Annotated in this window: 21 protein-coding genes; 12 read left to right on the forward strand and 9 right to left on the reverse strand. The window is 65.5% G+C overall.

Going from position 1 to position 25,911, the window contains the following annotated elements; genetic code table 11:
• Positions 1-26 precede the first annotated feature (26 nt).
• Positions 27-1,361, reverse strand: coding sequence for a polyamine export protein PaeA (gene paeA / locus GGD90_RS10840; protein WP_153116764.1), 1,335 nt, complete (start codon positions 1,359-1,361; stop codon positions 27-29).
• A 252-nt stretch (positions 1,362-1,613) separates the two neighbouring features.
• A complete protein-coding gene (locus GGD90_RS10845) occupies positions 1,614-4,073 on the reverse strand; it encodes a diguanylate cyclase domain-containing protein (RefSeq protein WP_184415111.1) in 2,460 nt (819 codons plus the stop codon).
• Positions 4,074-4,238: 165 nt separating this feature from the next.
• On the opposite strand from GGD90_RS10845, the gene GGD90_RS10850 reads away from it, so the two are divergent.
• The 7 genes from GGD90_RS10850 to GGD90_RS10880 all read left to right on the forward strand — a co-directional run bounded on the left by GGD90_RS10850 (position 4,239) and on the right by GGD90_RS10880 (position 11,507).
• Entirely contained in the window at positions 4,239-4,538 is a 300-nt protein-coding gene (locus tag GGD90_RS10850; protein ID WP_153116766.1) for a hypothetical protein, read from the forward strand.
• Between the two features lie 216 nt (positions 4,539-4,754).
• Complete coding sequence (locus GGD90_RS10855) at positions 4,755-5,990, forward strand: efflux RND transporter periplasmic adaptor subunit (RefSeq protein ID WP_153116767.1); 1,236 nt, start codon at positions 4,755-4,757, stop codon at positions 5,988-5,990.
• A gap of 4 nt (positions 5,991-5,994) precedes the next feature.
• A complete protein-coding gene (locus tag GGD90_RS10860) occupies positions 5,995-9,096 on the forward strand; it encodes an efflux RND transporter permease subunit (RefSeq protein ID WP_153116768.1) in 3,102 nt (1,033 codons plus the stop codon).
• Between the two features lie 10 nt (positions 9,097-9,106).
• The gene (locus tag GGD90_RS10865; RefSeq protein ID WP_153116769.1) at positions 9,107-9,418 is read left to right on the forward strand and encodes a DUF3240 family protein; all 312 of its coding nucleotides are present in this window, start codon (positions 9,107-9,109) and stop codon (positions 9,416-9,418) included.
• Positions 9,415-10,749 (forward strand): TolC family protein, encoded by a 1,335-nt coding sequence (locus GGD90_RS10870; RefSeq protein WP_153116770.1) that lies wholly within the window; start codon positions 9,415-9,417, stop codon positions 10,747-10,749. Before GGD90_RS10865 ends, GGD90_RS10870 begins: the two co-directional genes overlap by 4 nt.
• A gap of 96 nt (positions 10,750-10,845) precedes the next feature.
• Positions 10,846-11,121, forward strand: coding sequence for a type II toxin-antitoxin system Phd/YefM family antitoxin (locus tag GGD90_RS10875; RefSeq protein WP_153116771.1), 276 nt, complete (start codon positions 10,846-10,848; stop codon positions 11,119-11,121).
• Between the two features lie 2 nt (positions 11,122-11,123).
• Positions 11,124-11,507: a hypothetical protein gene (locus GGD90_RS10880; RefSeq protein ID WP_153116772.1), complete on the forward strand. Its 384-nt coding sequence runs from the start codon at positions 11,124-11,126 to the stop codon at positions 11,505-11,507.
• A gap of 53 nt (positions 11,508-11,560) precedes the next feature.
• Here GGD90_RS10880 and GGD90_RS10885 read toward each other — a convergent pair whose 3' ends face one another.
• The 4 genes from GGD90_RS10885 to GGD90_RS10905 form a co-directional block, all read right to left on the reverse strand.
• Complete coding sequence (locus GGD90_RS10885; protein ID WP_153116773.1) at positions 11,561-12,757, reverse strand: trans-sulfuration enzyme family protein; 1,197 nt, start codon at positions 12,755-12,757, stop codon at positions 11,561-11,563.
• 150 nt (positions 12,758-12,907) lie between these two features.
• Positions 12,908-14,014: an Acg family FMN-binding oxidoreductase gene (locus tag GGD90_RS18040; RefSeq protein WP_228273726.1), complete on the reverse strand. Its 1,107-nt coding sequence runs from the start codon at positions 14,012-14,014 to the stop codon at positions 12,908-12,910.
• Positions 14,015-14,287: 273 nt separating this feature from the next.
• On the reverse strand, positions 14,288-14,755 hold the full coding sequence (locus GGD90_RS10900) for a hypothetical protein (protein WP_153116776.1): 468 nt from the start codon (positions 14,753-14,755) through the stop codon (positions 14,288-14,290).
• A gap of 27 nt (positions 14,756-14,782) precedes the next feature.
• Positions 14,783-15,547 carry a hypothetical protein gene (locus tag GGD90_RS10905; protein WP_153116777.1) on the reverse strand — a complete coding sequence of 255 codons (765 nt, stop codon included), beginning with the start codon at positions 15,545-15,547 and terminating at the stop codon, positions 14,783-14,785.
• A gap of 684 nt (positions 15,548-16,231) precedes the next feature.
• Between GGD90_RS10905 and GGD90_RS10910 the strand changes: the two genes are divergently transcribed.
• Together GGD90_RS10910 and GGD90_RS10915 are read left to right on the forward strand one after the other, a co-directional pair.
• On the forward strand, positions 16,232-16,765 hold the full coding sequence (locus tag GGD90_RS10910; protein WP_153116778.1) for a hypothetical protein: 534 nt from the start codon (positions 16,232-16,234) through the stop codon (positions 16,763-16,765).
• A 44-nt stretch (positions 16,766-16,809) separates the two neighbouring features.
• A complete protein-coding gene (locus tag GGD90_RS10915; RefSeq protein WP_153116779.1) occupies positions 16,810-17,007 on the forward strand; it encodes a hypothetical protein in 198 nt (65 codons plus the stop codon).
• 47 nt (positions 17,008-17,054) lie between these two features.
• On the opposite strand, the gene GGD90_RS10920 is transcribed toward GGD90_RS10915, so the two are convergent.
• On the reverse strand, positions 17,055-17,618 hold the full coding sequence (locus tag GGD90_RS10920; protein ID WP_153116780.1) for a cysteine hydrolase family protein: 564 nt from the start codon (positions 17,616-17,618) through the stop codon (positions 17,055-17,057).
• Positions 17,619-17,733: 115 nt separating this feature from the next.
• On the opposite strand from GGD90_RS10920, the gene GGD90_RS10925 reads away from it, so the two are divergent.
• From GGD90_RS10925 to GGD90_RS10935, 3 genes are read left to right on the forward strand one after another with little or no spacing between them, the layout of a single operon-like run.
• Complete coding sequence (locus tag GGD90_RS10925) at positions 17,734-18,726, forward strand: LysR family transcriptional regulator (protein WP_153116781.1); 993 nt, start codon at positions 17,734-17,736, stop codon at positions 18,724-18,726.
• A 37-nt stretch (positions 18,727-18,763) separates the two neighbouring features.
• Complete coding sequence (locus GGD90_RS10930; RefSeq protein ID WP_153116782.1) at positions 18,764-19,429, forward strand: response regulator; 666 nt, start codon at positions 18,764-18,766, stop codon at positions 19,427-19,429.
• Entirely contained in the window at positions 19,426-20,907 is a 1,482-nt protein-coding gene (locus GGD90_RS10935) for an ATP-binding protein (RefSeq protein ID WP_153116783.1), read from the forward strand. The genes GGD90_RS10930 and GGD90_RS10935 overlap by 4 nt, the downstream gene beginning before the upstream one ends.
• Here the strand turns inward: GGD90_RS10935 and GGD90_RS10940 are convergent.
• Both GGD90_RS10940 and GGD90_RS10945 read right to left on the reverse strand, forming a co-directional pair.
• Entirely contained in the window at positions 20,904-23,738 is a 2,835-nt protein-coding gene (locus GGD90_RS10940) for a CHASE domain-containing protein (RefSeq protein ID WP_184415115.1), read from the reverse strand. The genes GGD90_RS10935 and GGD90_RS10940 overlap by 4 nt on opposite strands.
• A gap of 146 nt (positions 23,739-23,884) precedes the next feature.
• Positions 23,885-25,597, reverse strand: coding sequence for a sensor domain-containing protein (locus GGD90_RS10945; RefSeq protein WP_153116785.1), 1,713 nt, complete (start codon positions 25,595-25,597; stop codon positions 23,885-23,887).
• Between the last annotated feature and the right edge of the window lie 314 nt (positions 25,598-25,911).

Below are 25,911 nucleotides of genomic sequence, written 5' to 3' on the forward strand. Positions count from 1 at the left end.
GCGACCGCCGGCGAGCGGTGCCCGGCTTACTCCTGGAGCTGCGAGGCTGCGTCCGCGAGCGACAGCGCGTCTTCTGTCGGCAGGCGCGTAACCAGCAACTGGTCGATCTTGTGATTGTCGATGTCGATCACTTCGAACTTGAAGCCCGCATGCTCAATGCTCTCGGTCGGCCGCGGCACACGGCGCAGCATGTACATCATGAAACCGGCAATCGTTTCGTAACGATCATCGTCCGGAAACGGCCCGATCGCCAGCCGCTGTTCGAGATCGCCGACCGGCGTCATGCCGTCGACCAGCCAGGAATCCGCGTCGCGCTGGATGATCTGCTCGTCGGCAGGCGCCAGCAGCGAGTTGCCCATCAGCGTGCAGGTCACGTCGTTGAGCGTGATCAGGCCGACGGTCAGACCGTACTCGTTGATGATCAGCGCGAAGTCCTCGCGCATGACCTTGAACTGCTCGATGATCTCGGCCAGCGTCAGCGTTTCCGGCAGGATCAGAGCGCTATGCAGGAGGCCGTCGCCACGCAGCGAGAGCACCTCGCCGTTGAGCAGACGGCTGAGAATGTCCTTCGAATCGACGTAGCCGACGATGCGGTCGATGCTGCCGGCGCACACCGGGAACTTGGCGTGCGGATGCGCGCTGATCCTGGCGCGGATGCTGTCCTCGCTCGCGTGTCGGTCGAGCCAGACGATGCTCTCGCGCGCCGTCATGGTCGACGGCGCGGTGCGCGTTTCGAGTTCGAACACGTTTTCGATCAGCAACTGCTCCTGACGCGCCACCAGACCGGCCTCGGCGCCGGCGTTGGTCAGTGCGACGATATCTTCCGGCGTGATGTCCTCGGGCCGTGCCGATGGCAACCCAAGCAGGCGCAGGATGTGGCTGGCTGCGCCATTGAACACCCAGATCAGCGGCCGCAACACCTTGAGACAGAGCGTCATCGCCGGTGCGATGCGTAGCGCGATGGCCTCCGGCGCGACGATGGCGATGCGCTTCGGAATCAGATCGCCGAGCAGAATGAAGGTGGCCGTCACCAGCAGGAAGGAAAACGCCGATCCGAGCAGCGCTGCGGTTTCCGGGCTGGCGACACCGGAAAAGAAGCGCGACAGCAGCGGCGCATAGGCGCCCTCGCCAAGCACGCCGGCAAAGATGCCGACCGCATTGACGCAGATCTGTACGGCGGTGAAGAAATGTCCCGGCTGCTCCTGCAGCGCCAGAACGCAGAGCGCGCGCGAATCGCCCTCGTCGCGCAGCTGCCTGAGCTTGAGCTTGCGCGCAGCAGCCAGCGAAATTTCCGAAAAAGAGAAGAAAGCGCTGGTCGCGACCAGGAGAAAAAATACCAGTGTGTTTTCTAGTGGCGTCATACAGTTAGCTCGGGCAGGCCGGAAGATTCACGGCGACCCCGGCGACTTTAGCCCGGCGAGCCGCGAAAGGCAAACTGCAATGACGTTCGACCAAGCCGCGCCGACGAGCCATTCAAGGCCCCTGCGTGTCTGCCGAGAAGCCGCCCGGGCAATGCTCTCCGGACTCAAAAAAACCAGACACTGGCGCGACGCCCCGCGCGCGGGGTCACGCGCAAGGAGCGGCGCGGACAGCGGCAAAAGGGCCGCCGAGGGTCAGCGCCGTTCAGCGAGGTATTTGAAGAACTCGCGGTCGGCCTGGAACATGTGCCGGGCGATCACCTCGTGCGCGAGATACTGGAACAGCTCGCCGAGGCCAAGTTTGCCGGCGCGAAAGCTGTCGACCAGCCGGCTGCTGCCCTCCAGAAACTGACGATGCAGGGCCGCATGTTCTTCAGCGCCCGGGAAGCCTGCCGCGGCGATGATCGCTTCCTCATCGGCAAAGTGCCGGGCAGCACTTTCCAGCAGTGCATCGATCAGTGCCGCCACCGCGTCGTGTGTCGGACCGGCGATGATCGCAGCAAGCAGATTGTTGACCTCGTCGATCAGCGCACGGTGCTGCGCGTCGATCACCGCGTTACCCGACTCATAGGCGGGATGCCAGACCAGTTGCACGAGATTGCCCGGCGCATCTCCCCGCCGTGCGGAGGCCAATGGCGACTCGTCGAAGCAAACGAGATTGCGCCCGCGCTCCTTCGCCTGATACATCGCCTTGTCAGCCCGCTTCAGAACGCCCTCCCGATCCGCCTCACGACCATCAAACAAGGCGACGCCGATGCTCGCCGTACAGCGATGCTCGACAAGCGTCTCCGTCTGACCGAGTTTCAGCAGATACGGAGCCGACACGGCAGCGCGAACCTTCTCGGCAATACCTGCTGCCTGCGCCCTGGCCGCCGCCGGATCGGCGGCGAGCTGGTTGAGCATGAGCACGAATTCGTCGCCACCAAAGCGGGCGACGGTATCGACCTCACGCACGCAGGCCAGCAGGCGTCTGGCCACTTCAATCAGCAACAGATCTCCGAGCTCGTGCCCATAGCGGTCGTTGAGCGGCTTGAAGTTGTCGAGGTCGACGAACATCAGCGCACCGAGCGCACCTGAACGGCGGCTCGCCGCAACGGCACGCTGCAGGCGATCCTCGAGCAGGCGGCGGTTGGGCAGACTGGTCAGCACATCGTAGAAGGCCAGCTGGCGAACCTGGTCCTCCAGCGTCTTGCGCGCGGTAATGTCGGTGGAAATACCGCACAGGGCATAGATTTCGCCGGCTTCGTTGCGCAAGGGCAGCTTGACGCTGAGATACGTCGATTCGCCACCGCTTTCGAGACTGGTGCTCGTTTCCTCGGAGCGCAGCGTGACGCCGTCGCGCAGCACCTGCGCATCGTTGGCGCGAATCCCGGCAACTGCGTCCGCACTGAAGAAATGCTCGTCACCCTTGCCGACGATTTCCTCCATGCTCGCGCCGAAAAGATCGCGCACCCGCCGGTTGGCAAAGAGGTAGCGCCCGTCCTTGTCCTTCAGGTAGATGAAGGCATCGACACTTTCGAGGATGGTAAACAGCCGCTGCTCGCTCGTCCGCAAGGCGTTCTTGCGCTGCGCGATATCGGCGAGCAGGGTATTGAAACCGGCGATCAGCTCGCCGATCTCGTCCTCGCTGACGATCGGCAGCGCCTTTGGCGTCTGCTCGGTCGCCGAAAGATGGGCGAGCATCTTTGCCGTCGACAGCAAGGGCGAGAACTGTCGCTTGAGCATCCACCAGGTGAGCACGCCAGCAAGCAGCGTCAGGAATACGGTCGCGATCAGCAGGCGCAGCTGCATGTCGCGAATCGGTGCGAACGCCTCCGCGGTGGGGATGGAAACCGAAACGCCCCAATCGACGGCCGTCAGGCGCCTGGCCGAGGCAATCACCTCGACGCCGAAGGGATTGACGTAGATCTGCGTCCCCTCGTAACCGTCGATAAAGCGGTCGATCGCCGGCACGGCGCCCGGCGGCGACAGCGTTCGCATGATCCGGTCCTTGTTGCTCGCGGTCACGATCAGGCGCTCCTTGCGCGCCACGAGAAAGAAGCCACCGCCCTCGCCGTAGCGTATTTCCGTCAGGTGGTCGAGAAACGCGGCGTTCTGCAGCGAGATCACGCCGACCAGAGCGCCGTTAACGTCACCGAAGACATCGCGAATCGGCACCGCGCCACCGAACACCGGCGTCGGCTGCAGCTTGCCGATCACCGGCGGGCCAATTGAAGAGCGCCCTTCCTTGAGCGCGGCTGAAACGGTTTCCCGGTCGAGGAAGTTGCTCCCGATACGTCCATTCGAGCGTGGCAATTCGGCGACCGCAGTTCCATCGAGGCGCGTTACGAACACGCCACCGCTGAAAAGCATCTGCAGCACGCTCTGACTGTCGAGAAAAGCCTGCAGTGCAGCCTTGTCCGCCAGCGTCGCCGGTGGAATCTTCTTGGCCACCGACTCCAGCGCGCGCAAGCGTTCGTCGAGGCTTTCGTTGATCGCCCTGGCGACGAAGCTGACCGCGGCAAACTGCTGCAGCCCCAGCCCTCGCTCCATATCCTCGCGCAGCACGCGGCTGGCGTAAAAGGACAGCGTCCAGATACCCAGGACAAATATGCCGAGGGTGAACACCGTCACCTTCGTCTTGAGAGATGCCCGTCGCATGATGTCGATAGTCATTCGGCAATTATCGGCCATGCCTCGGCCGACTGCCATAGCGGACGCGTCGATTGTCAGCGCGCTGCCGCTGCGCGAATTCGAGCCCCGCCAGCGGTACGGATGGCATCATGACGGCACGGCGTCAGCCGTGCCTTGACCGCCCCCCCACAACAGCGCAAGACAGCCATGAAAATTCACCTTCTCCCCCTGGGCGCCCGCTTCGAGTACGAAGGCGAGGAGTACGTCAAAAGCGGCCCGATGATCGGCAGCGGCAAGAATGGGCAGCGCCTGATTCCCAAGTACGCCGTGCTCAAGCCGCTCGGTGATGGCGCAGGCGCGGCTGCGCCATCGGCCACGGCACCAGCCTCTGCCGCCGTCATGCAGGCCTTCGACACCTTCTACGAAAAATGTCAGGCGCTCGTCGGCGAAGACCGGCAAGCCGAGCTGGCGGCGGCGCGCGCCGCCTTTCTCGCCGCATTGCGCTGAGACAGGGCCGTCGCGCCGCGCAGACCAACGGCACTTCGCCGCGCGTGCAAGCGACGCCGTAGCCCCGCAAGCGCAAATCCAGCAGGCAGCCCGAAACACTGCTACCCGGCAGACCGCGCAGCCACCCTCGCCGCGTCGCGTGACTAAGCGGCGGCTTCCTTAAGTCGCACTTAAGCTGGCTCGCCTAGACTGCGCCGGCCTTTCGCCGAGGATGCCATGCAACTCACCCTGCCCCCCCTGCTCCGCCTGCTGCTGCCCGCCCTGTTCTGCCCGTTGTGCCTGACCGCCGGTGCGGCCTTCGCCGCCGAGAAAACGCCGACGCCGATCCTGCCGATCTCCGCGCAGCAGGCGAAGGCGCTCGGCATCGAAACCGAAACGCTGGCGCGCGCCGGCGCCGGACTCGCCGCCGGCCTGCCGGCCGAAGTGCGCGTGCCGAACGAACAGTTGCGCGTCGTTGCCGCGCCGCTCGCCGGCATGGTCGTCGCCATCGACGTCGCCGCCGGGCAGAGCGTGAAGAAAGGGCAGACGCTGGCGCGGCTGGCCAGCCCGGCGCTGCTCGGCGCCGAACGCGACTACCTGCAGGCGGCGCAGGCCGCACAGCTGGCGACGCAGGCAGCACGCCGCGATGAACAGCTTTTTGCCGAAGGCATCATCGCCGAAGCGCGTGTGCAGGCGACGCGTTCGGCCTTTGAGCAGGCCAGCGTCGGCCTCGCCGCACGGCGCGAGGAACTGCGCCTGGCCGGCGTTTCCGACACCGCGCTGACGTCGCTGGCGCAACAGCGCCGGCTGCCGAGCGAGGTGCTGATCGCCGCGCCGATGGCCGGCGTGGTGCTCGAACAGACGGTGCAGACCGGCCAGCGCGTCGACGCGGCGGCACCGCTGTTCCGCATCGGCCGGCTGTCGCCGCTGTGGCTCGAAATCCAGGTGCCGGCATCGCTCGCCGCCAGCCTGCGCGAAGGGCTGGCGGTCAACGTCGCGGTCAGCGGCGCTGCTGGCAACAGTAGCGCCAGCGGCCGGATCATCAACGTCGGCCGGCAGATCGGCGCCGGCAGCCAGACGGTGACGGTGCGCGCGCAACTCGACAAGGGTGCCGACCGGCTGTCGCCGGGGCAGATGGTCGAAGCGTCGATCGATGTGCCGGTGAGCAGCGGAGCACCGGCGGCAGGCGACGCCGGCAAGGTGTTCCGCGTCGCGCAGACAGCGCTGGCGCGCATCGATTCGCTCACCTATGTTTTCGTTGCCGAAGGCGAAGGCTTCCGCGCGCAGCCGGTGAATACCGTCGGTCAGGCCGGCGACTACGTGCTGCTGCAGTCGCCGGCGCTGAATGCGCAGACGCGCATCGCCACGCGCGGCCTTTCGTCGCTGAAGAGCGCCTGGAGCGTGCTGCGCGACAGCGCCGAGAGCAAGGCGGCAGCGGCCGACAGCGCAGCCAAACCTGCCGGCGGCAAGTAAGCGCATGCTCGCCCGACTGGTCGAATTTTCGCTGACGCAGCGCCTGCTGACGCTGGTGCTGACGGCGCTGCTCATCGGCGCCGGTGTCGTCGCCTTCAACAAGCTGCCGATCGACGCTTTCCCCGACGTGTCGACGACGCAGGTCAAGATCATCATCAAGGCGCCGGGAATGACGCCGGAAGAGGTCGAGACGCGCATCACCGCGCCGATCGAGCAGGAAATGCTCGGCATCCCCAAGCAACGCATCCTGCGCGCCGTGGCCAAGTACGCGCTGACCGACGTCACCATCGATTTCGAGGACGGCACCGACATCTACTGGGCGCGGCAGCAAGTCGCCGAACGCCTCGGCAACGTGTGGAAAGACCTGCCGGCGCAGGCCACCGGCGGGCTGGCGCCGATCACCACGCCGCTCGGCGAGATGTACATGTTCACCGTCGAAGGGCCGCTCTCGCTCGAAGAGAAGCGCACCCTGCTCGACTGGACGATCCGCCCGCAGCTGCGCACGCTGCGCGGTGTCGCCGATGTGAACTCGCTCGGCGGCTACGCGCGCGCCTTCGAGGTCAAGCCCGACCCGGCGGCGCTCAACGCGCGCGGACTGACGCTCGACGATCTGAAGCGCGCGCTCGAAAACAACAACCGCAACGACGGCTCGGGGCGCATCGGCGAAGGCGAGGAAACGCTGCTGGTACGCGTCGAAGGCGCCATCCGCACGCTCGACGACGTGCGCTCGATCGTCGTCAAGAGCGCCGAATCCAGCACAGGAACGCGCGGCATCGTGCGCATCGGCGACATCGCGCAGGTCGGCATCGGCAGCATCACGCGTTACGGCGCCGTCACCCGCGACGGCCAGGGCGAGGCAGTCGAAGGGCTGGTGCTCGGCCTGCGTGGCGCCAACGCGCGCGCGGTGGTCGATTCGGTACGCGCCAAGCTCGCCGAGATCGCGCCGACGCTGCCGCCCGGCGTGACGCTGGAACCGCTCTACGACCGCGGCAATCTGGTCGAGCGCGCCGTCGGCACGGTGAGCAAGGCGCTGATCGAAGCCATCGTCCTCGTCGTCGTGCTGCTGCTCGCCTTCCTCGGCAACCTGCGCGCGGCGCTGGTCGTCGCCGCCATCCTGCCGCTGTCGGCTCTCGGCACCTTCATCCTGATGCAGACCTTCGGCCTGTCGGCCAACCTGATGAGCCTCGGCGGTCTGGCCATCGCCATCGGCATGCTGGTCGACGCGGCGGTGGTGATCATCGAGAACGTCGAATCGACGATGGCGCAGCCGGGCGCCACGCGCAAGCTGCCGCTGCTGCACGTCGTCTACCGCGCGGTGCGCGAGGTGGCCGCGCCGGTGGCCTCGGGAATCATCATCATCATCATCGTCTTCGTGCCGCTGCTCACGCTCGAAGGGCTCGAAGGCAAGCTGTTCATCCCGGTGGCGCTGACCATCGTCTTCGCACTGTCGTCATCGCTGCTGCTGGCGCTGACGGTGATTCCGGTGCTCGCCGCGCTGCTCATGAAACGCGGCGAACACCACGAGCCGTGGCTGATCCGCAAGCTCAACGCCGCCTACGTGCCGGCGCTCGACTGGGCGCTCGCCAACACGCGCAAGATGGTCATCGGCACGCTGCTGCTGGCGCTCGCCGCCGGCGGCGCCTACACGCTGATCGGCAAGACCTTCCTGCCGACGATGGACGAAGGCGACATGGTCATGCAGCTGGAAAAGCTGCCGTCGGTGAGCCTCGCGCAGACGATCGACATCGATAGCCGCATCCAGCGCGCGATCATGGAGCGCGTGCCGGAAGTGAAGCGCATCGTCGCCCGCTCGGGCTCGGACGAACTCGGTCTCGACCCGATGGGGCTCAATCAGACCGACACCTTCCTCGTGCTCAAGCCGATCGCCGAATGGCGCAAGCCGGACAAGGAATGGCTCGGCGACGAACTGCGCCGCGTGATGGAGGACTTCCCCGGCATCACCGTCAGCTTCACGCAGCCGATCGAGATGCGCATCGCCGAAATGCTCACCGGCGTGCGCGGCGACGTTGCCGTCAAGGTGTTCGGTCCCGACCTCGACACGCTCAACCACCTCGCCACCGAAATCGAAACCATCCTCAAGGAAACGCCGGGCAGCGAGGACGCGTTCACGCTGCGCAACGATGGCGTGCAGTACCTGCGTGTCGCCGTCGACCGCCTCGCCGCCGGTCGTCTCGGCCTCGATGTCGACGCGCTGCAGTCATCGCTGAAAAGCCTGGTCGAAGGCCAGCCGGTCGGTCTGGTGATCGAGCCGGGCCGGCGCACGCCGCTGACCATCCGCGGCGACGGTGCCGACGGTGGCGTCGAAGCCTTCAGCACGCTGCGCGTCGCCACGCCGGGTGGCGGCACGGTGCCGCTGGCGCAGGTGGCGAAGATCGAGCGCGTCGACGGGCCGGTGAAGATCGACCGCGAAAACGCACAGCGCTACGTCGTCATCCAGTCGAACGTGCGCGGCCGCGATCTGGTCGGCTTTGTCGCCGAAGCCGGACGCACGGTGAGCGCGAAGCTGCCGCTGCCACCGGGCTACAGCATCGTCTGGGGCGGCCAGTTCGAGAACCAGCAACGCGCCGCAGCGCGACTGGCGATCGTCGTGCCGGTGGCGCTGGCGCTGATCTTCCTGCTGCTGTTCTCGACCTTCGGCTCGCTGCGCCAGGCCGGGCTGGTGCTCGCCAACATCCCCTTCGCCATGGTCGGCGGCGTTTTCGCGCTGCTCGTCTCGGGCGAATACCTGTCGGTACCGGCGTCGGTCGGCTTCATCGCGCTGCTCGGCATCGCCGTGCTCAACGGCGTGGTCATGGTCACCTACTTCAACCAGCTGCGCGCACAGGGAATGCCGCTGGCGCAGGTGGTCGTCGCCGGCGCGCACCGTCGGCTGCGGCCGGTGCTGATGACGGCGTCGATCGCCGCCTTCGGTCTGGTGCCACTGCTCTTTGCCAGCGGCCCCGGCTCGGAAATCCAGCGGCCGCTGGCGATCGTCGTCATCGGTGGGCTGGTCAGCTCGACCGCGCTGACGCTGCTGCTGCTGCCGATCCTCTACCGCCGCTTCGGCGAGGCGCCGGCGGCCAAAGCCCCTGCGGCAACGCTGTGAGAGAACGCCCATGAAACAGCCCGACGTCTGCCTGAGTCTCGTCGCCGCCAACGAAGTCGGTGAAATGATCAGCGACGTGCTGCTCGAACAGGACGACATCGTCCGCCGCTTCGGCACGCACGCGATCGATGCGCATGGTTCGCGCGTCGGCTTTACCAGCGTCAGCGAGCACGTGCGTGGCCGTGCGCAACGCGTCAAGTTCGAGCTGCTGATGGCCAACGAAGACACGCCGCGGATTCTCGACGCGCTGCGCGAACGCCTGCCGAGCGCCGAGATCACCTACTGGGTGACGCCGCTGCTCGCCTACGGAAGACTCGAATGATGCCCCGCCACCTGCACCGCCTGCTGCCCCTGACGCTGGCGCTGGCGTTCAGCGCCAGCGCCCATCCCACCGATCCGGCCGGCGGGCCATTCACGGCCACCGCCACGAGCAGCGCCACCGCCAGCGTCAGCAGCTATCCCGGCGAACTGCCGCCGGCCGAGCAGGCCATTGCCGCCATCCACCAGGCGCCGGAAGTGCTCGGCGCGCTGGCGACGATCGACGCCGAAGCCGCGCGGCGCCGCGCTCTTGAAGCTGGGCCTTATGAATGGGCGGTGCGCCTGGGCAACCAGCAGCGCCGCATCGATGCCAGTGACGCGGCCGCGCAACGCTACCGCGAATGGAGCGCCGCGCTGGAACGCCCGCTGCGCCTGCCGGGCAAGGCCTCGCTCGACGCCGCCATCGGCGCGCAGGGCGTCGCGCAAGCCAAGGTCGGCCACGCCGACGCCATGCACGAAACCGCGCGTAGCCTGCTCGCCGCCTGGTTCAACTGGCTGCGCGAAAGCGACACGGCGCGCCAGTGGCAACGGCAGAGCGAATCGCTGCAACGCCAGCGCGAAGCGACGGCGCGGCGGGTGGCGCTCGGCGACGGCGCGCGCCTCGAACTGATGCAGGCCGAAGCCGCCGCCGCGCAGGCGCAGGCCGCGCTCGAGCAGGCCCGGCGGCGCACCGCCGTCGCCGCCGCCGAACTGCGCAGCCGCTTCCCGGCGATCACTCTGCCGGCAACGCCGCCGACCGCCGCGCAGCCGCAGCCGCTCGCCGGCGATATCGGCGAATGGCGCGAACACCTGCTCAAGGAAAACCACGAACTGCGCCTCGCCCGCGCCGGCACGCAGCAAGCACGCCTGCTCGCCAACCGCAGCGACGCCGAACGCACGCCCGACCCGACGGTCGGCATGCACGTCGGCTCCGACCGCGGTGGCGAGGAACGCGTCAGCGGCCTGACGCTGAGCATCCCCTTGCCCGGCGGCGCGCGCGCGGCCAACGCCCAGCGCGAAGGCGCGCTGGCCTCGGTTGCCGCGCAACGCGAAGCGGCAACGCTGGCCAAGGTGAACGCCGAAATCTCGGGCGCGCTGGCAGCCGTCGAAACCGCCTACGCCGGCTGGCAGAGCAGCGAAGACGCCGCGCAACGCCTGGAACAGGCAGCGGCACTGATGGCGCGTGCGCGCACTCTCGGCGAAGCGGCACTCGGCGACGTGCTGCTCGCGCAACGCCAGGCCAACGAAGCGCGCCTCGCCGCCAACGCCACCCGCCTCGAAGCGCTCGAAGCCCGCTACCGCCTGCTGCTCGACACGCACCAGCTGTGGGCGTACGCAGACGAGGATGACGACTGAGCGACGACTGAGGCGACTGCGCAGCCGACGTCTTCGCGCGCGACTCCACGGCCTCTGCTACATTAAGCGTTAAGGTTTTCGTTAAAGGATGCTGCCATGGCCTTCACTGCCCAAGACGTCGTGCCGATCAGCGAGGCCCGCGCCCGCCTGACCGAGCTATCCGATGAAGTGGTGGCCGGTGCCGAGAAGCTGCTGACCAAGAACGGTGCCGCCTACGTCGCCATCGTCGATGCGAGGAAGCTCGACTATTACCACCGTCTGGAAGCAGAGCACGCGAGTCTGGTATTGCTGGGCGAAGCCGAAACCGGCTTGCGCGAGCTGCTGGCCGGGCAACGGGTAGCGAGCGACGATCTGCTGAAGGCCCTCTCCTGACGATGGTGCTGCCCGCCAACGCCAGGGTCGAAGCCGCACCGAATTTCCTGGCGAACCTCGATGCGGCTTACCGCTTCTTCCAGACGCAGGACGAAGACACCGCCGATGCGCGCCTGGCTGCGCTGAAAGCAGACCTGCGCGAGATGATCGCGATTCTGGCGTGGTCTCCTGCCAGCGGCCGGCCTGCACGGTTCCTGACGGCGAAATCCGCGCAGGCAAAGCTCAAAGCCAACGCCGTTCAGCAACTGGCAGAACAGGCCGGGCTACCTCAATTGCGGGAATACATCGTCGGCCAGCAGATCGTGCTTTACGCCCACTCGGAGAGCGAAGTCGTGCTGCTGGCTTTGAAGCACCAACGGCAGTTGGTGTATGCGGCGGAGTCCTGATGGCTCTTTGCGATGGGCAGGCAGCGAGGCGAATTGAATAATTCAGTCATTCGCTAAGCAAACGCCTGCTCAAGATCGCTGATCAGGTCGGCGGCGTCTTCCAGCCCGACTGAAAAGCGGAAGATGCCGTCGCCGGCGAAGCTGCGGTAGGTCGCTTCCTGCGCTTCGCTCAGCATGAACGAAGTGCGCAGCATGTCGCGGGTGGACAGATAGAAGATCAGGCTGCGGTGATGGCCGAGCGAGACGGCGTAGTGGATGACTTCCAGCCGCTCGGCGAAGCGGCGCGCCAGCGCCGCGGCGTCGCCCTTGACCTGGAAGCTGATCATCCCGGAGAAGTTCTGCATCTGCCGGCGCGCGAGGTCCGCCTGCGGGTGCGATGCCAGCCCCGGATAGATGACGCGCTGCACCTGCGGGTGCTGCTCCAGCCAGCGCGCCAGCGCCAGTGCGTTCTCTTCGTGCGCGCGCATGCGGATCGGCAGCGTGGCGAGGCCGCGCAAGATCAGCCAGGCGTTGAACGGACTGATGATGCCGCCGAGGTGAATGCTGACTTCCTTCCTGAGGATCGCCAGATCGGCAGCACGGCCGAGCACCGCGCCGCCGATGGCATCGCCGTGGCCGCCGATGTATTTGGTCAGCGAGTGCACAACGAAATCGGCGCCGAGCGCGAGCGGGCGCGTCGCCACCGGCGTTGCAAAGGTCGAATCGACGATCAGCCGGGCGCCGGCCTGGTGGGTGATGGCGGCAACGGCGGCGATGTCGGTCAGTTTGAGGATCGGGTTGGCCGGCGTTTCGGCATAGACCAGCCGTGTGTTCGGCCGCAGCGCCTGCTGCAGGTTCTGCGGATCGGACAGATCGACGCGGGAAACCTCGATCCCGCGCGCCGGCAGGTAATCCTTGGCAAACTCGGCGACGCCGGCATAGCTGACGTCGGCGATGATCAGGTGGTCACCGGGCAGCAGGAACTGCAGCAACAGCCCGGTGCTCGCCGCCATGCCGCTGGCGAAGGCGATGGCCGCCTCGGCGCCTTCGAGGCTGGCGAGTTTCTGCTCCAGCTGCGCGATGGTCGGGTTGCCCCAGCGCGTGTAGATGAAGGGCGTGTTCTCGCCGAAATCCTCGGCCGAAAAGGAGACGTCCGGGTCGGTCACGTAGGTGGTGGACATCACCAGATTCGGCGACGAGGCACCGGTGTTCGGGTCTGGTACTTCGCCGGCGTGGACGGCAAGCGTTGCGAAGCCTCGCTCTTGTTTCATTTCGCTTCCTCTGCGGGTTGCTGAGCTGATCGGTCGTGCTCGATAGCGATCAGGCTACGCCGGTAGAGCGCGAAACGCAGCATGCCGGAGGCGGCAATGAAGCTGCGGCTGACGAGTTTCCCCGGCGAGCCACCACACCGGGAAGGAACTTCAGACCAGCACCGCCGGCAACGGACGGCGCAGCGAAGAAGGCAGCTTCGGGCCGCGCCCGAAACGCACCACCAGATCGGGCCGGCGCCCGCCAAGCCCGAGGAAATCAGCAAACTGCGGCCGCAGCTGCGACACCTCGACCGGCTGGTTGAGCATTGCGTTGCGAATGCCCAAGGCGGCCGACTGCAGGACGAAACGCTCGTAGCAGCGCCCGACCTCGATCCACTGCGCCGGGCCGGGGGCATCGGAGACAAACACCGCGATGCCCGCTGAACTCCGTACCTGCCGGGCGTACTTGTCGTTCTCGCTTTTCGGCGTGAAGAAGGTTCCGAAGAGCAGGCTGCCCAGCCATTCCGGCACCGACGGATTGCCCGAGGCCGCGGCGTAAAGGCCGTCGCCGGTCCGCACCGCCTCGTCGCCGCTGAAACGGAGCCACTTGCGCAGCTCGGCGACGAAAGCGGGATCGTTCATCTGCGCGGTGTTGCCCGCTACGACATATTCAAGCACCTGCTCCAGCGCCTGTTTCTCGCTGAGCAGGAGCACCCGCACGCCGTCGCCGCTACCAGCCAGCTCGAGCAGCGCCAGTTCCTGCCGGCTGAGTGGCTGCCCGTCATAGTCGCCGCGCGTGCACTGGCGCGCGGGAATCGCCTCGAACAGTGCCGAGGCCACCGGCCTCGTCGCTTCCAGATCGAGGCGCAGGGCGTTAGCGCTCGCCGCATAGAATTCGGCATGCGCGTGCAGACCGTTGGCCGACGCCGCCTGGATCAGGTTTTCGGCCGCGCAACCGAGCGAAACGAAGAGATGGTGATCATCCGGATCGACGACGGGACAGCGCCGCGAAAGATCGGGCAGGATCGAGACAGCACTTTCTTCAAGGCGGAACTGCCAGCACTGCGTGTTATGGCTCGATGGCGCCAGCGTGGCGCAACGTACCAGCTCGCACAGCAGCGCGGCCTTGTCGCCGGCGACGACAGCACCGTGACGCCAGGTGCGTTCCGCGACATCGGCGTAGCTTTCGTTGCGCGTCAGCGCCGAGCACGCCGACAGGGATGCCGCTCCACCGACGGCAGCCAGCGAGCCAAAGACAAAGTTTCTGCGGGAAGTCATCGCGCAATCTCCCTCCTGATCCGCCCGAGCATGCGTCAAGCGCCTTGCCGGGGCAAGTCGGGGCAGCTTGCGGCTGTACTGGCGCGCGTGGTCTGGTACGTGACGGGCAACAATCGACCCAAAGCGGCTATCGGCGCCTGTGAAAAGCGGTCATTCAACGTGCTAGATCAGAGGCGCGTAGTCGGCTTGCCGGCGGAAAATCCCTCTGAAGAAGAAGGTTAGAGATAGGCGGTAATGACTCGAAGGGGTTACGAGAAAACTGAACTACGTCGTTCAACCTCCTCCTCCATCGGCTATTCGCAGCCCGGATGCAATCTTGACGCATAGAGATCGAGCGTAGTCATCATGAAGTGTGGGTGCCCAAGGTGAAGAAGGAATTCGAGCAAGCAAAAGATGCTCACCTCTCGGCCCGCTCAAGTCAATTGACCACCCGCCATTTAAGTAAAACGGGCTGGCACATACACGAGAGTACCCGGCCAATGACACCACTCTGTTTTTATGAAACGGATTTAGTGGTGAATTGAAGAATATCGCCTGTTTGGTGTCAAACAAAATCCGAACGGAATTGCTTCGAGTCAGCCACCATGCTGCTAGTGCCATAAAAATAGCTAGAAAGATAACTAAACCAAAAATATTGGGTTGGGAGAGAATGGTACTCGTAGCGAGGAGTAGTGGTGGCAAATAGATCCACGGATTTGGCTCGGTACGTATCTCAATTGCTTGGTTTTGTTCTTCGATCACTTTATTTTTTTCACGGTGTTGTTAGGCTTACTTAATGGCCGCAGTGTATACATAGGAATCACGCGTTGAATTTGTGTAGCTTCCGACGATTTGATCTGCATCCGGCGAAACACGAACCACACCAACTGAAGTACCCCCCATTGCCCCCAGCTTCTTGAAGCCACCGGACTGCGAATATAGGAATACGTGGTTACGGTACTTCTGCCAATAAAAGTCGAGAGATGCAAAATAGGTTCCGACTATTAAGCCTTGCTTGGACACGCCGGTTGCGAAAGTAACCTTACGGTTAACTGAACTCAGACTTTTTGCGCCATCTCGGCGCGAATATTGAAAAGCATAGCCACTCCCGTTGGGCACCTGAACATTTCCAACAATCACTGCACCATCGGCCGAGACACCGCGCGCAAAGGCAGACTCTCCACCCATAGCGCCTAGATCTTCAAACCCATGCGCTTCGGAGTACATGAAGGCATGGTAGATCGGCTTCCTTTCCGGCGTTGTCGAATGTAGAAAGCTTCCAACAACTACCGAACCGTCAGCGGACGCAGCATAGGGAGTTATCGAAGTTCTGCCGAGCGTACCAAGGTCCTGAATTCCACCTGACTGTGTATGTCGGAAAAGCCGACTTCCTTCGTCTTTGACAAAGAAGCTGCCCCAGATCACAGCCCCGTCAGCGGAGATACATAGGTTGTTTATATTTTTAGCAAGCTGCCCAAGATTCTCGATCCCGCCTGTTTTGCTATAGCGGAATACATGCCATTTTTCTAATCGATCTTTGTCCTGGCTGAACATTCCGACGACCACTGACGCGTCGCTTGATACGTCGCTTATGCGAACTGATGCTGGAATTCCACCAACTGCGGAAATCTTGGACGAAATGTTGATTGTGTTAGCCAACCGAACGTCGGTATCTGCAATGACTGGCAAAGCCAGTACCACGCAAAGACAAGGCACAATCCATAGGAATCTTCTTGTCTGCCGCATGAGCGTAAGCCTAACGTCTAGTAGACGGCAAAAACGCCACATATGTAGTTGCCCGGTGACGTATATGTGGACTTGTGCGCCTGTAACTCTCTGTTTTGCTTGGAGCTGAAGCATTCATCATGTCATCGGCTTCTGTATATACGAACACCAAGGTCACCGCATCGAAGGTCCGCTTTCAGAGCAAAATCCTCAAGGACTGCTTATGGCCGTTTGCCGCCCTCGCCCCATGGCCGAGAAGATATTCGACCCGCAAACCACAACCATCCAGAGCATACGCCATCCGCATTTTTACAACCAGTAACCGCCGCTTAGCTGGAGACATCCCGCCGAACCCCGGCAATCAAACAAATCCCCCGGACGTGCGCTGACGTACAGACCGCGCCTGCGCAGCGGCCGACACTCGGCGGACGATCAGAAGGCCCGCTTCACACCGGGCTGGCGCCCGACAGCGGCATTTCCGCGCCGGCCGCTGATTGATTTCTGGAGCACATCATGGGCAAACCTCTTCCCGACATCACCGCCGAGCGGCGTCAGCGCCGGCTGTTTCTCGCTGCCGACAGCGACTTGCCGGGCTTTGCCGACAATATCGCCGTTCTGGTTTTTCTCACCATTTTCATGGTCCTGTATTGCTCGCCGGTGCACGCGGAGGACGTGGCGGCAGCGGCCAGTGCCAACAGTCGCAGCAGTGCGCAGGAAAGCTATTCGTGGGTGAGTGGCGGCGTTGGCGACGAGGCGCGCACCGCGCTGCAACAGCAGGCCGGCAGCTACAACGTGCAGGTGACGTTCAGCGAGCGGCATGGCGCGTACATCGCCGGTGTGCCCTTCACCATCAGCCGCGTCGACGGCCTGGTCAAGCAGCGTGAAGCCCACGCCGGCACCGCCGACGGCCCGCTGCTCTATCTGCGGCTGCCGCCCGGCACCTACCTGATCCGCGCCCAGATCGACGGCGTCTGGCAAAGCCAGCGCGTCAATGCGCCGGCAAGCGGCGCCCCGATCAAGCTCTCTTTCATCGCCGTCGGCGAATGAGCAATCCGGCGAGCGACACCGGCCAACCGGAAGGAGCCAGCGCGATGAGCACGATCCCTCCCGCCCGTGCCGCCTTGCTGCATCCAGCGACAACGCCGGGCTGCGGCAAGTGGGCATCGGTGCTGACGCCCGTGACCTGCGCTTTGACTCGCGCCATCGCGCCGCAGCAGAGCGCGCCTCCGCTACCGATTGCTGACGCGGTACCACCGCTAACCAAGGCCGCGGCCAGCAACAGCGACTAAACCGCCGAAGTTCGTTGCCGGATGCGTTCGGGCTTTCAGCTATCGCGTCACGCCGCGACCGGCTCGCCCTCTCCGAGAATGAGGCTCGTCGGCAACACCTCGGCGTAGATGCCGTTCAGCGCCGCGAGAAACGCTGCGTGTACCTGCTGCGCGGCAATCGTTTCGTCCTGATAGGCCAGCGCGCGCGTGGCGCAGGCGTCGGCGGCGATGCGGCATTCCAGTCCGAGGTCAAAGGCGGCGCGTACCGTCGCGTCGACGCACATGTGCGTCATCATGCCGGCGACCAGCAGGCGGCCGGTGCCCAGCGTCGCCAGCGCTTCGCGCAGCGGCGCTTCGCGGAAGCTGTTGGGGAAGTGCTTGTCGATCACCGCCTCGCCCGCGACTGGCGCAACATCCTGATGAATGTTGGCGCCGCGCGTTCCCGGCAGAAAGAAGCCGGCGCCGGGGCGCAGCGAAATGTGGCGGATGTGGATCACCGGCGTGCCGTGTTGCCGCGCCGCGGCCAGCAACTGCGCCGCGTTGGCCAGCGCGGCGTCGCTGCCTTCCAGCTCGAAAGCGCCGCCGGGGAAATAGTCGTTCTGCAGGTCGATGAGCAGCAGGGCTTGGTTCATGAAATGGCTCCTTTGGTGTTCAAGGCGATGGCTCCGATTCTAGGCAGGCGCCAAACCTTGACAATCCATCCCGGCGGAACAAAACTGTTTCCCCAAAGGAAACGAAAACAAACAAATGGACCCACTGGCCAATCTCAACGAAATGGCGATCTTCGCCCGCGTTGTCGAAGCGAAGAGCTTTTCTGGCGCGGCACGTCAATTGGGCCTCGGCAAATCGGCGGTCAGCAAGCAGATCAGCCGGCTGGAGCAGGCGCTCGGCGTTCGCCTGCTGCATCGCAGTACGCGCACACTGAGCCTCACCGACGAGGGGCGCGCGGTCTACGAGCACTGCGCCAGCATGGTTGCCGCGGCCGAAGCGGCCGAGGTGGCGGCGAGCAATCTCAATGCCGCGCCGCGCGGCACGCTGCGCATCAGCGCGCCGGTGAGCTTCGGCACGCGCCACGTGGCGCCGGCGATCCGCTCCTTTCTGGCGCGCTACCCGGAGATGCGCGTCGAGCTCGTTCTGCTCGACCGCTTTGTCGATCTGGCCGAGGAAGGCTTCGATCTGGTGATCCGTCTCGCCGACCGCCTGCCTGATGGCCTGATCGCGCGCCGCCTGCTCGACATCGATTTCGTCATCTGCGCGTCGCCGGCGTATCTGGCGCAGCGCGGCACGCCCCGCCAGCCCGCCGATCTGGCCGGTCATAACTGTCTGCTCTACGGTCACGGCGGCTTCGGCAAGCAGTGGCGACTGCGCGCCCTCGGCGGCAAGACGGCCGCTGAAAGCAGCCGCGAAGTGCAGGTGGCGGTCGACGGCAACTTTCAGGTGAACAGCAGCGATGCGCTGCATGACGCCTTGCTCGCCGACATGGGCCTCGGCCTGATCCCGCGCCTCTCCGTCGAGGACGATCTGGCGCGCGGCACGCTGCGCGTGGTGCTGCCCGGCTGGCAGGTGATCGCGCCTTTCGCCGCCGCCAGCGCGGTCTTCGCGCCGAGCCGCGCGCCGTCGCCGAAGCTGCGCGCCTTCGTCGACCATCTGCTCGAACATTTCAAGCCGGCGGCGCCGGACGGCATTGCGCCGCCGCCGGCGGCGCTGGCCTACACCCGCCCGAAGTGGATGGGCTGGTAAACACCCCCTTTCTGACTAGCGAACGGGCCTGCTGAACATGCGCATCCTCATCGTTGAAGACGACTCCCTGCTCGGCGACGGCATGCAGAGCGGACTGCGTCAGGCCGGCTTCACCGCCGACTGGGTGCAGGACGGCCGCGCCGCCGAAGCGGCACTGGCCAGCGAAGAATTCTCGGCGCTGGTGCTCGATCTCGGTCTGCCCGGCCAGCCCGACGGCATGGCGCTGCTGACGAAGCTGCGCGCGCGCGGTGTAGCGCTGCCAACGCTGATCGTCACCGCGCGCGATACCGTCGCCGACAAGCTCGCCGGGCTCGACGGTGGCGCCGACGATTACCTCGTCAAACCCTTCGACCTCGACGAACTGGCCGCCCGCCTGCGCGCGCTGATCCGGCGCAGCCATGGCCGGCAGGCGGCCTTGCTCGAACACGGCAACATCAGCGTCGATCCGGCGGCGCGGCGCGTCACGCTGGCCGGCGCCGCGGTCGAACTCGCCGCACGCGAGTTCGCGCTGCTCGAAGCACTGCTCGAAAACCGCGGCCACGTACTGCCGCGCGCGCGTCTCGAAGGCCTCATCTACGGCTGGAACGAAGAGCCCGAAAGCAACGCCGTCGAAGTGCACGTGCACCACCTGCGGCGCAAGCTCGGCGCGACGCTGATCCGCACCGTGCGCGGCGTCGGCTACACCATCGACCACGCGCCATGAGCAGCACCGCAACCGCTGCCGACAGCGCACCGGGCTATTCGCTGCGCCGGCGCCTGCTCTGGCTGCTGCTGTCGACGATCGCCGTGCTCTGGGGGCTGATCGCTGCCGCCGTTTTCGTACGCGCGCACGACATGGCCGACGAACTGTTCGACACGCAGATGACGCAGATGGCGAGCAGCCTGCTCGACGCCAGTGCCGCCCGCCCGGACGCGCTGCCGGCAAGCCTGGCCGCCGTCAGCCACGGCGGCGCGCCGGATTTCGTCTTTCAGCTGTGGCGGCTCGAAGACGAGGACGACGCCGACGAGCTTGCCGACGGCAAGGGGCATGCAACGACGGCGACACTACTGGTGCGCTCCGCGGCGGCGCCATCGACGCCGCTGGTTGACGGCGACGGCTTCCGCGAACACCTGTGGGGCAAGGAGCTGTGGCGCTTTGTCAGCCTGCGCGACGCTGCCGGCCATTACCAGGCGCAGGTCGGACAACGCCACGAACTGCGCTACGTGCTGGCGCGCGAGGCGGCGCAAAGCGTGCTGATGCCGCTGCTGATCGGGCTGCCGCTGCTGGCGCTGGCGATCTGGCTGGCGGTCGGCAGCGCGCTGCGTCCCTTGTCGGCAGCCACCGCCGCCGTCGCCGCGCGGCGCCCGGAAGCGCTCGACGCACTCGCCATCGAGCAGCCGCCGGCCGAGGTACTGCCGCTGATCGACGCGCTCAACGCACTGTTTGCGCGCATCCGGCGCACGCTCGACAGCGAACGGCAATTCACCGCCAACGCCGCACACGAATTGCGCACACCGCTGGCTGCGCTGAAAACGCATGCGCAGGTGGCGCTACGCGCCGAAAACGACGCCGAGCGCCGCTACCCCGCGGTACCCGAACGGCGGCACGCGCTCGAACAGGTGATCGCCGGCGTTGACCGCATGACGCGATTGACCGAGCAGTTGCTGCTGCTGGCGCGGCTCGACCCCGAGGGTACGACACTGCCACGACGCCCGATCGATCTGGCCGCGCTGGCCATCGATGTCTGCGCGCAACTCGACGGCAGCGCCCGGGCGCAAGGCATCGACATCAGCTTCGCCAGCGTCGACAGCCGGCCTGGCGGCAGCGAATCAGGCACCGCGCATGGTGCGAGCTTCCGCCTCGATGGCGCCGCCGAACTGCTCGGCGCGCTGGTGCGCAATCTGGTCGACAACGCCATCAGCCACGCGCGCGGCAACGTCAATGTCGCCCTGCTGCGCACGACGACGATGATCGAACTCACTGTCGACGACGACGGCCCCGGCATTCCCGAGGAGCAGCGCCGGCGCGCGCTTGAGCGCTTCGAGCGCCTCGGCGAACGCGGTGGCGGCGGCAGCGGCCTCGGGCTGTCGATCAGCGCGCGCATCGCCCAGTTGCACGGTGGCAATCTGGCGCTCGCCGCCAGCCCGCGCGACGGCCTGCGCGCCTGCGTGCGCCTGCCCGCAGGCGACGGCGAAGGCTAGGTGCCGGCGACTGGCGTAGCCTGAGCCTCGTCGGCAAGCACGACGCGATTGCGACCGGCGTGTTTGGCCGCGTAGAGCGCGCGGTCGGCGGCGCGGATCAGCTCGGCCGAGCTCGTCCCCTGCTGCGGAAAGAAGGCAACGCCGATCGAGACGGTGATTCCGGGCAGCGCCTGCCCTTCGAATTCGAGCGCCAGAGCGGCGATTGCGCGACGGAACTCCTCGAAGCGTTCGCGCGCCGCGTCAACGCTGATCTCGGGCAGGATGAGCACGAATTCCTCGCCGCCGTAACGGCAGGCGACATCCATGCCGCGCCGGAAGGCCAGCATCACGCCGGCGATCTTCTGCAGCACGAGGTCGCCGGCCTCGTGGCCGAAGGCGTCGTTGAAGTCCTTGAAGCGGTCGACGTCGACCATCGCCACCGCCATCGGCCGCGAAATGCGCGACAGGCGCGAGAGTTCGCGCGCCTGCGTCTCTTCCATGAAGCGGCGGTTGAACAGGCCGGTGAGCGGATCGCTGAGCGACTGCGCCCGCAGCGAGTCGCGCAGTCTCAGATTGGCCAGCGCCAGACTGATGCTGTCGGCCGCCATATTGGCCAGACGCAGCCGGCGCTCGTGGTGCAGACCGCTACTTTCGGCGGCGCTGGCGCCCAGATAGATGACGCCCAGCGACTGCTCATGCAGATGCAGCGGAATGCACAGGCAGGCCGTACTCTCGTCGCCACTGTGCGGGCAACGCGGCACCAGCGACGGCCCCGCCGGCGCCGCGTAGGTACGGGCGGTGCGCAAGGCCCAGCAGTCGCCGACGTCGATGCTGATGCTTGGCGGCTGTGCTTCGCCCCAGAAAACCGTCCGGCGCAGTTGCTCGCTGTCGTCCTCACGCATGAAACAGGCACCCGCCGAATGCGGGAACAACGTATCCATCGAATTGCGGATCACCGTGTAGGCTTCTTCGAGCGACGGCGCTGCCTGCAGCAGATCGGTCATTTGCCGCAGCGCACGGATTTCGCGGTTGGTTTCCTCGAGTTCCAGCTGCGCGCGGCGCAGCCGGGTGACGTCGCGGCCGGCGGCGACGGCGCCGGCGACCTCGCCGGACTCGTCGCGGAAGATGATCGCGCTGAACAGGATGTCGATCTGCTCGCCTGAACTCTGCCGGATGGCGAGCGGGTAATCGATCACGTAACCCAGCTCGAAGACCTGCCGGTAGAAACCCGCGGCCGACGCGGGCGCGGTGAAATAGCGCCTGAACTCGCTGCCGATCAGCGTTTCGCGCGGCACGCCGACAACGCGGCCGCTGGCCGAATTGGCGTCCATGATCGTGCCGTCGGCGCCGATCGCCAGCAGCGGATCGAGGCTCGCCTCGATCAGGCTGCGCGCGTAGAGCGAGGCGGCGCGCAGATGCTCCTCGGCGCTTTTCTGTTCGGTGATATCGACGATGACGCCGTCCAGCCATTGCGCCTTGCCGGCTTCGTCGTACCAGGCGCGCCCTCGCTCGCTGACCCACTGCACGCCGCCAGCGGGGCTGTTGATGCGGTAGGCGATGTCGTAGCTGCGCCTGCCGGCGATGGCCGCCGCCACCGCCGCCGCCACCTCGGCGCGGTCTTCGGCAACGATCAGTCCGCCGAGCGAAAGCTCGCCCGAGAGAAAGCGTGCGGGCGGCTCGCCGGTGAGCACTTCGATGCCCCGGCTGATGTGCTGCACATGCCAGGGCGCCTCGAGTCCGGAGCGGAACACCGTTCCCGGAACGTTTTCGACCAGCGTGAGATATTCGTCGCGGCGTCGCGCCAGTTCGGCCGCGGCGGCTTCCATCCCTTGCCGGTGCCGCGCATTGAGGTAGAGCACCGAAAAGAGGAAACCGCCGAAGGCCAGCCCGCCGAGCAGGATCATCATCGGCAGCGGACTCCCGGTATCCGCCTCGAACTGCGCACTGCTGCGAAAACGTACCGTCCACCGATGCCCGGCGATCACCGGCTGCAGATCGATCTGATGGCGTGCCTGCCGCGCACCGCGCTCCGACGCGTAGAGCAGGTTTTCCGGCTGCACCTTGTCGTCATAGACCTCGACCTCGAGGTCGCCACCGCCCGTTCCGAAAATGCTGCGCATCAGATCGAAGGCGCGAAACGGGCTGTAAACGAAGCCGACAAGCGCCAGGCGCCGTTGCTCGACGCTGTCTTGCGGCCGGCCGTTCCGGTAGACCGGCAGGTAAATCAGGAAACCGGGCTGCACGTCGCGGCCGTTCTCCTGGATCAGCTGCACCCGCCCCGAGAGTGCCGGCTCGCCGCTGTCGCGCGCGCGATCCATCGCCTCGCGGCGCACCGGCTCGGCATACATGTCGTAGCCGAAAGCAAGCAGGTTGCGCCCGGAGACAGGTTCAAGATAGATGATGCTGCTGAACAGCTCGCGCTCGCCAGCCGGATGTACGCGGTAATCGGGGAAACCTTCGGCACGTATCGCCGCCTCGTGGGCGCTGAGGGCAGACTTCGGCAGCATCATTGCAAAACCGGTACCGAGAATGCCGGGAAGCGACTGACCCAGCTGCAACTGCGTGACGTAGGCGCGCCACTCCTGGCGACTGACGGTTTCGCTCGCGGCAAACAGCCCGGCGCTGCCGCGCAGCACGCGTTCGTAATCGTGCATGCGGCCGACCAGCACCTCCGTCTGCTTCTGCGCGCGATACTGGAAGCGCTCTTCGTTGTTGCGGGCGATTTCGTGCGCGGAGTATTGCCAGGCGCCGAGCGACAGCAGCAGCAAGAAGCCGAGCGCCAGCCAGGCGAACGACGTACGACTCAGGGCGGAATTGATCCACTGTGGGGAAAGCGTCTCTGTCGGCGGCACGAACGTCATCCGGACAAGTACTCCATTGACGATAACATGCTGACTCAGGCGACGCCATCAAGCGCCTGATATTGCGCAGGTAAGGCGGAACACCTGCCGGCGTACAAGGCTTGCCGGGCCACGCGCGCAGCCGGCGATGAGAGCGCTCAAAACGCCTTGCTGGCCGCCGGCGCGCAGTCGCCGAGAAAAAAGATCGTGTTGCGTCCGGCAGATTTCGCCCGGTACATCGCGATGTCGGCGCGGCGCAGGATGTCGCCCTGGCGGAATTCGCCGTCGGCGACGGTGGCGATGCCGATACTCACGGTGCACCGGCACTCGACGTCGGTAGCGGGCGCTGCCGGCTTCAGTACGTAGGGTTCAGCGGCGGCCTGAAGGATCTTTTCGGCGACCAGCTGCGCCTGTTCCGCCGCGGTCGCCGCCGCGCGGTCGAGGTCGCCAAGCAGGACAACGAATTCGTCGCCCCCGAGGCGCGCCACGGTGTCGCTCTCGCGCACGCAACCGGTAATGCGGCGCGCCACTTCGAGCAGCAGCAAGTCGCCGACATCGTGACCGTGCACATCGTTGACCGACTTGAAATTGTCGAGATCGATCAGCAGCAGCGCGACACTTCCCTCGGCGCGCTTGGCGGTCGCCGCCGCCAGACTCAGCCGGTCGAAAAGCAGGCGGCGGTTGGGCAGATTGGTCAGCGGATCGTAGAAAGCCAGCTCGCGGATCTGCGCCTCCAGACGTTTGCGCTCGGTGATATCGAGCGCGATGCCGCCGAGCAGCGGCGCCGCCCCTTGGCGATTGATGCGGAACTTGTGGGTCTGGTAGAGCCTGAGCTGGCCATCGGCACCCTGCACCTGCTCTTCGATCTGCTGGTAGCCGGCGGCCATCGCCCGTTCGTCGTCGGCAAGCATTTCCTCGGCCACGCCGGGCGGAAGCAGATCAAGCGTCGACTTTCCCTGCCAGTCGTGCGCGCCGAGGAGATCTGCCAGATAGCGGTTCATGAACAGCAGCTTGCCGCTCGCATCCTTGATGAAGGCCGCTGCCGGCAGAGTTTCCATGAACTGGCTGAAGCGCTGTTCGCTTTCCTGCAGCCTCGACTCGACGAGCTTGCGTTCCGAAAGATCGACATCGACACAGAACATCTCCGGCGCCTGACCCGGCACATGTACGTAGGCATGGCTGGAAAGGACAGCAACCCGTGAGCCGTCCTTGCGCATCAGGGAGAGCTCTCCGGCGGGAATCGGCTGCCCTGTGGCGAACATTTCGCGGATGGCGGCAAGCACACCGTTACGCATCTCGGCGGGGATGATCAGATCCAGCAGCTTGCGGCCGATCGCCTCCTCTGCGGTATAGCCATAGAGCTGTTCGGACGCCTTGTTCCAGAAATGCGTCGTGCCGTCTTCGGTATAGCCCTGCACCGCCACCGCGGGGATGGAATGGAGCAGATTGCGGAAACGCGTTTCGCTGACCTGCATGGCCATTTCGGCCTGCTTGCACGCGGTGATATCGGTGAGGACGCCATGCCAGAGCACACTGCCGTCAGCTTGCGCTGTCGGGTTGGCCTGTCCGCGCAGCCAGCGCAACTCACCGCTGCGCGAACGTATCCGGAAGTCATGCTGCCAAGGCTGCAGCCTGCGGTTGGCTTCGTTGACCGAAGCATGATGCGCGGCACGGTCTTCGGGAACGACGCATTCGCTCATGGCCTCGTGAGCGGCGCAGGCATCTTCCGGCGACACGCCAAAAAAGCTCCGCACAACCGGACTGACGTAAGTAAACGCCCACTCGCCGTCGGCCCGCACGACGAACTGATAGACGACGCCGGGAATCGTCGCCGCGAACATGTCCAACTGCTCACGCAAGCGCTCAAGCATGATGAGCTTCTCCGAGTGCAAGAAGTCTGGGCTGGCAGACACAACAACATCATACGCCTGGCATCCGGCCGGTGGCTTCTGGCGCAACTCAGCTCCGCCCACGCTCGCTGCAAACGTGGGCGCCGCCGCCTATTCACTTGTGCTAGCGAGGCATGATAATCTTCCAATAAGGGAAATAAGTTAGATAATTCTAAATCTATAGCAAGCCGCAAAAACAGCCACTGCCGGCTCCTGCACGAACGAATTTGCAACATAGACCTGGCGGCATCGCGGCCCTTGCGCAGCACCGTATCCGGCTCGCCGATTGGTCTGAC

The sequence above is a fragment of the Rhodocyclus tenuis genome (assembly GCF_014197755.1).
Lineage (GTDB): Bacteria > Pseudomonadota > Gammaproteobacteria > Burkholderiales > Rhodocyclaceae > Rhodocyclus > Rhodocyclus tenuis.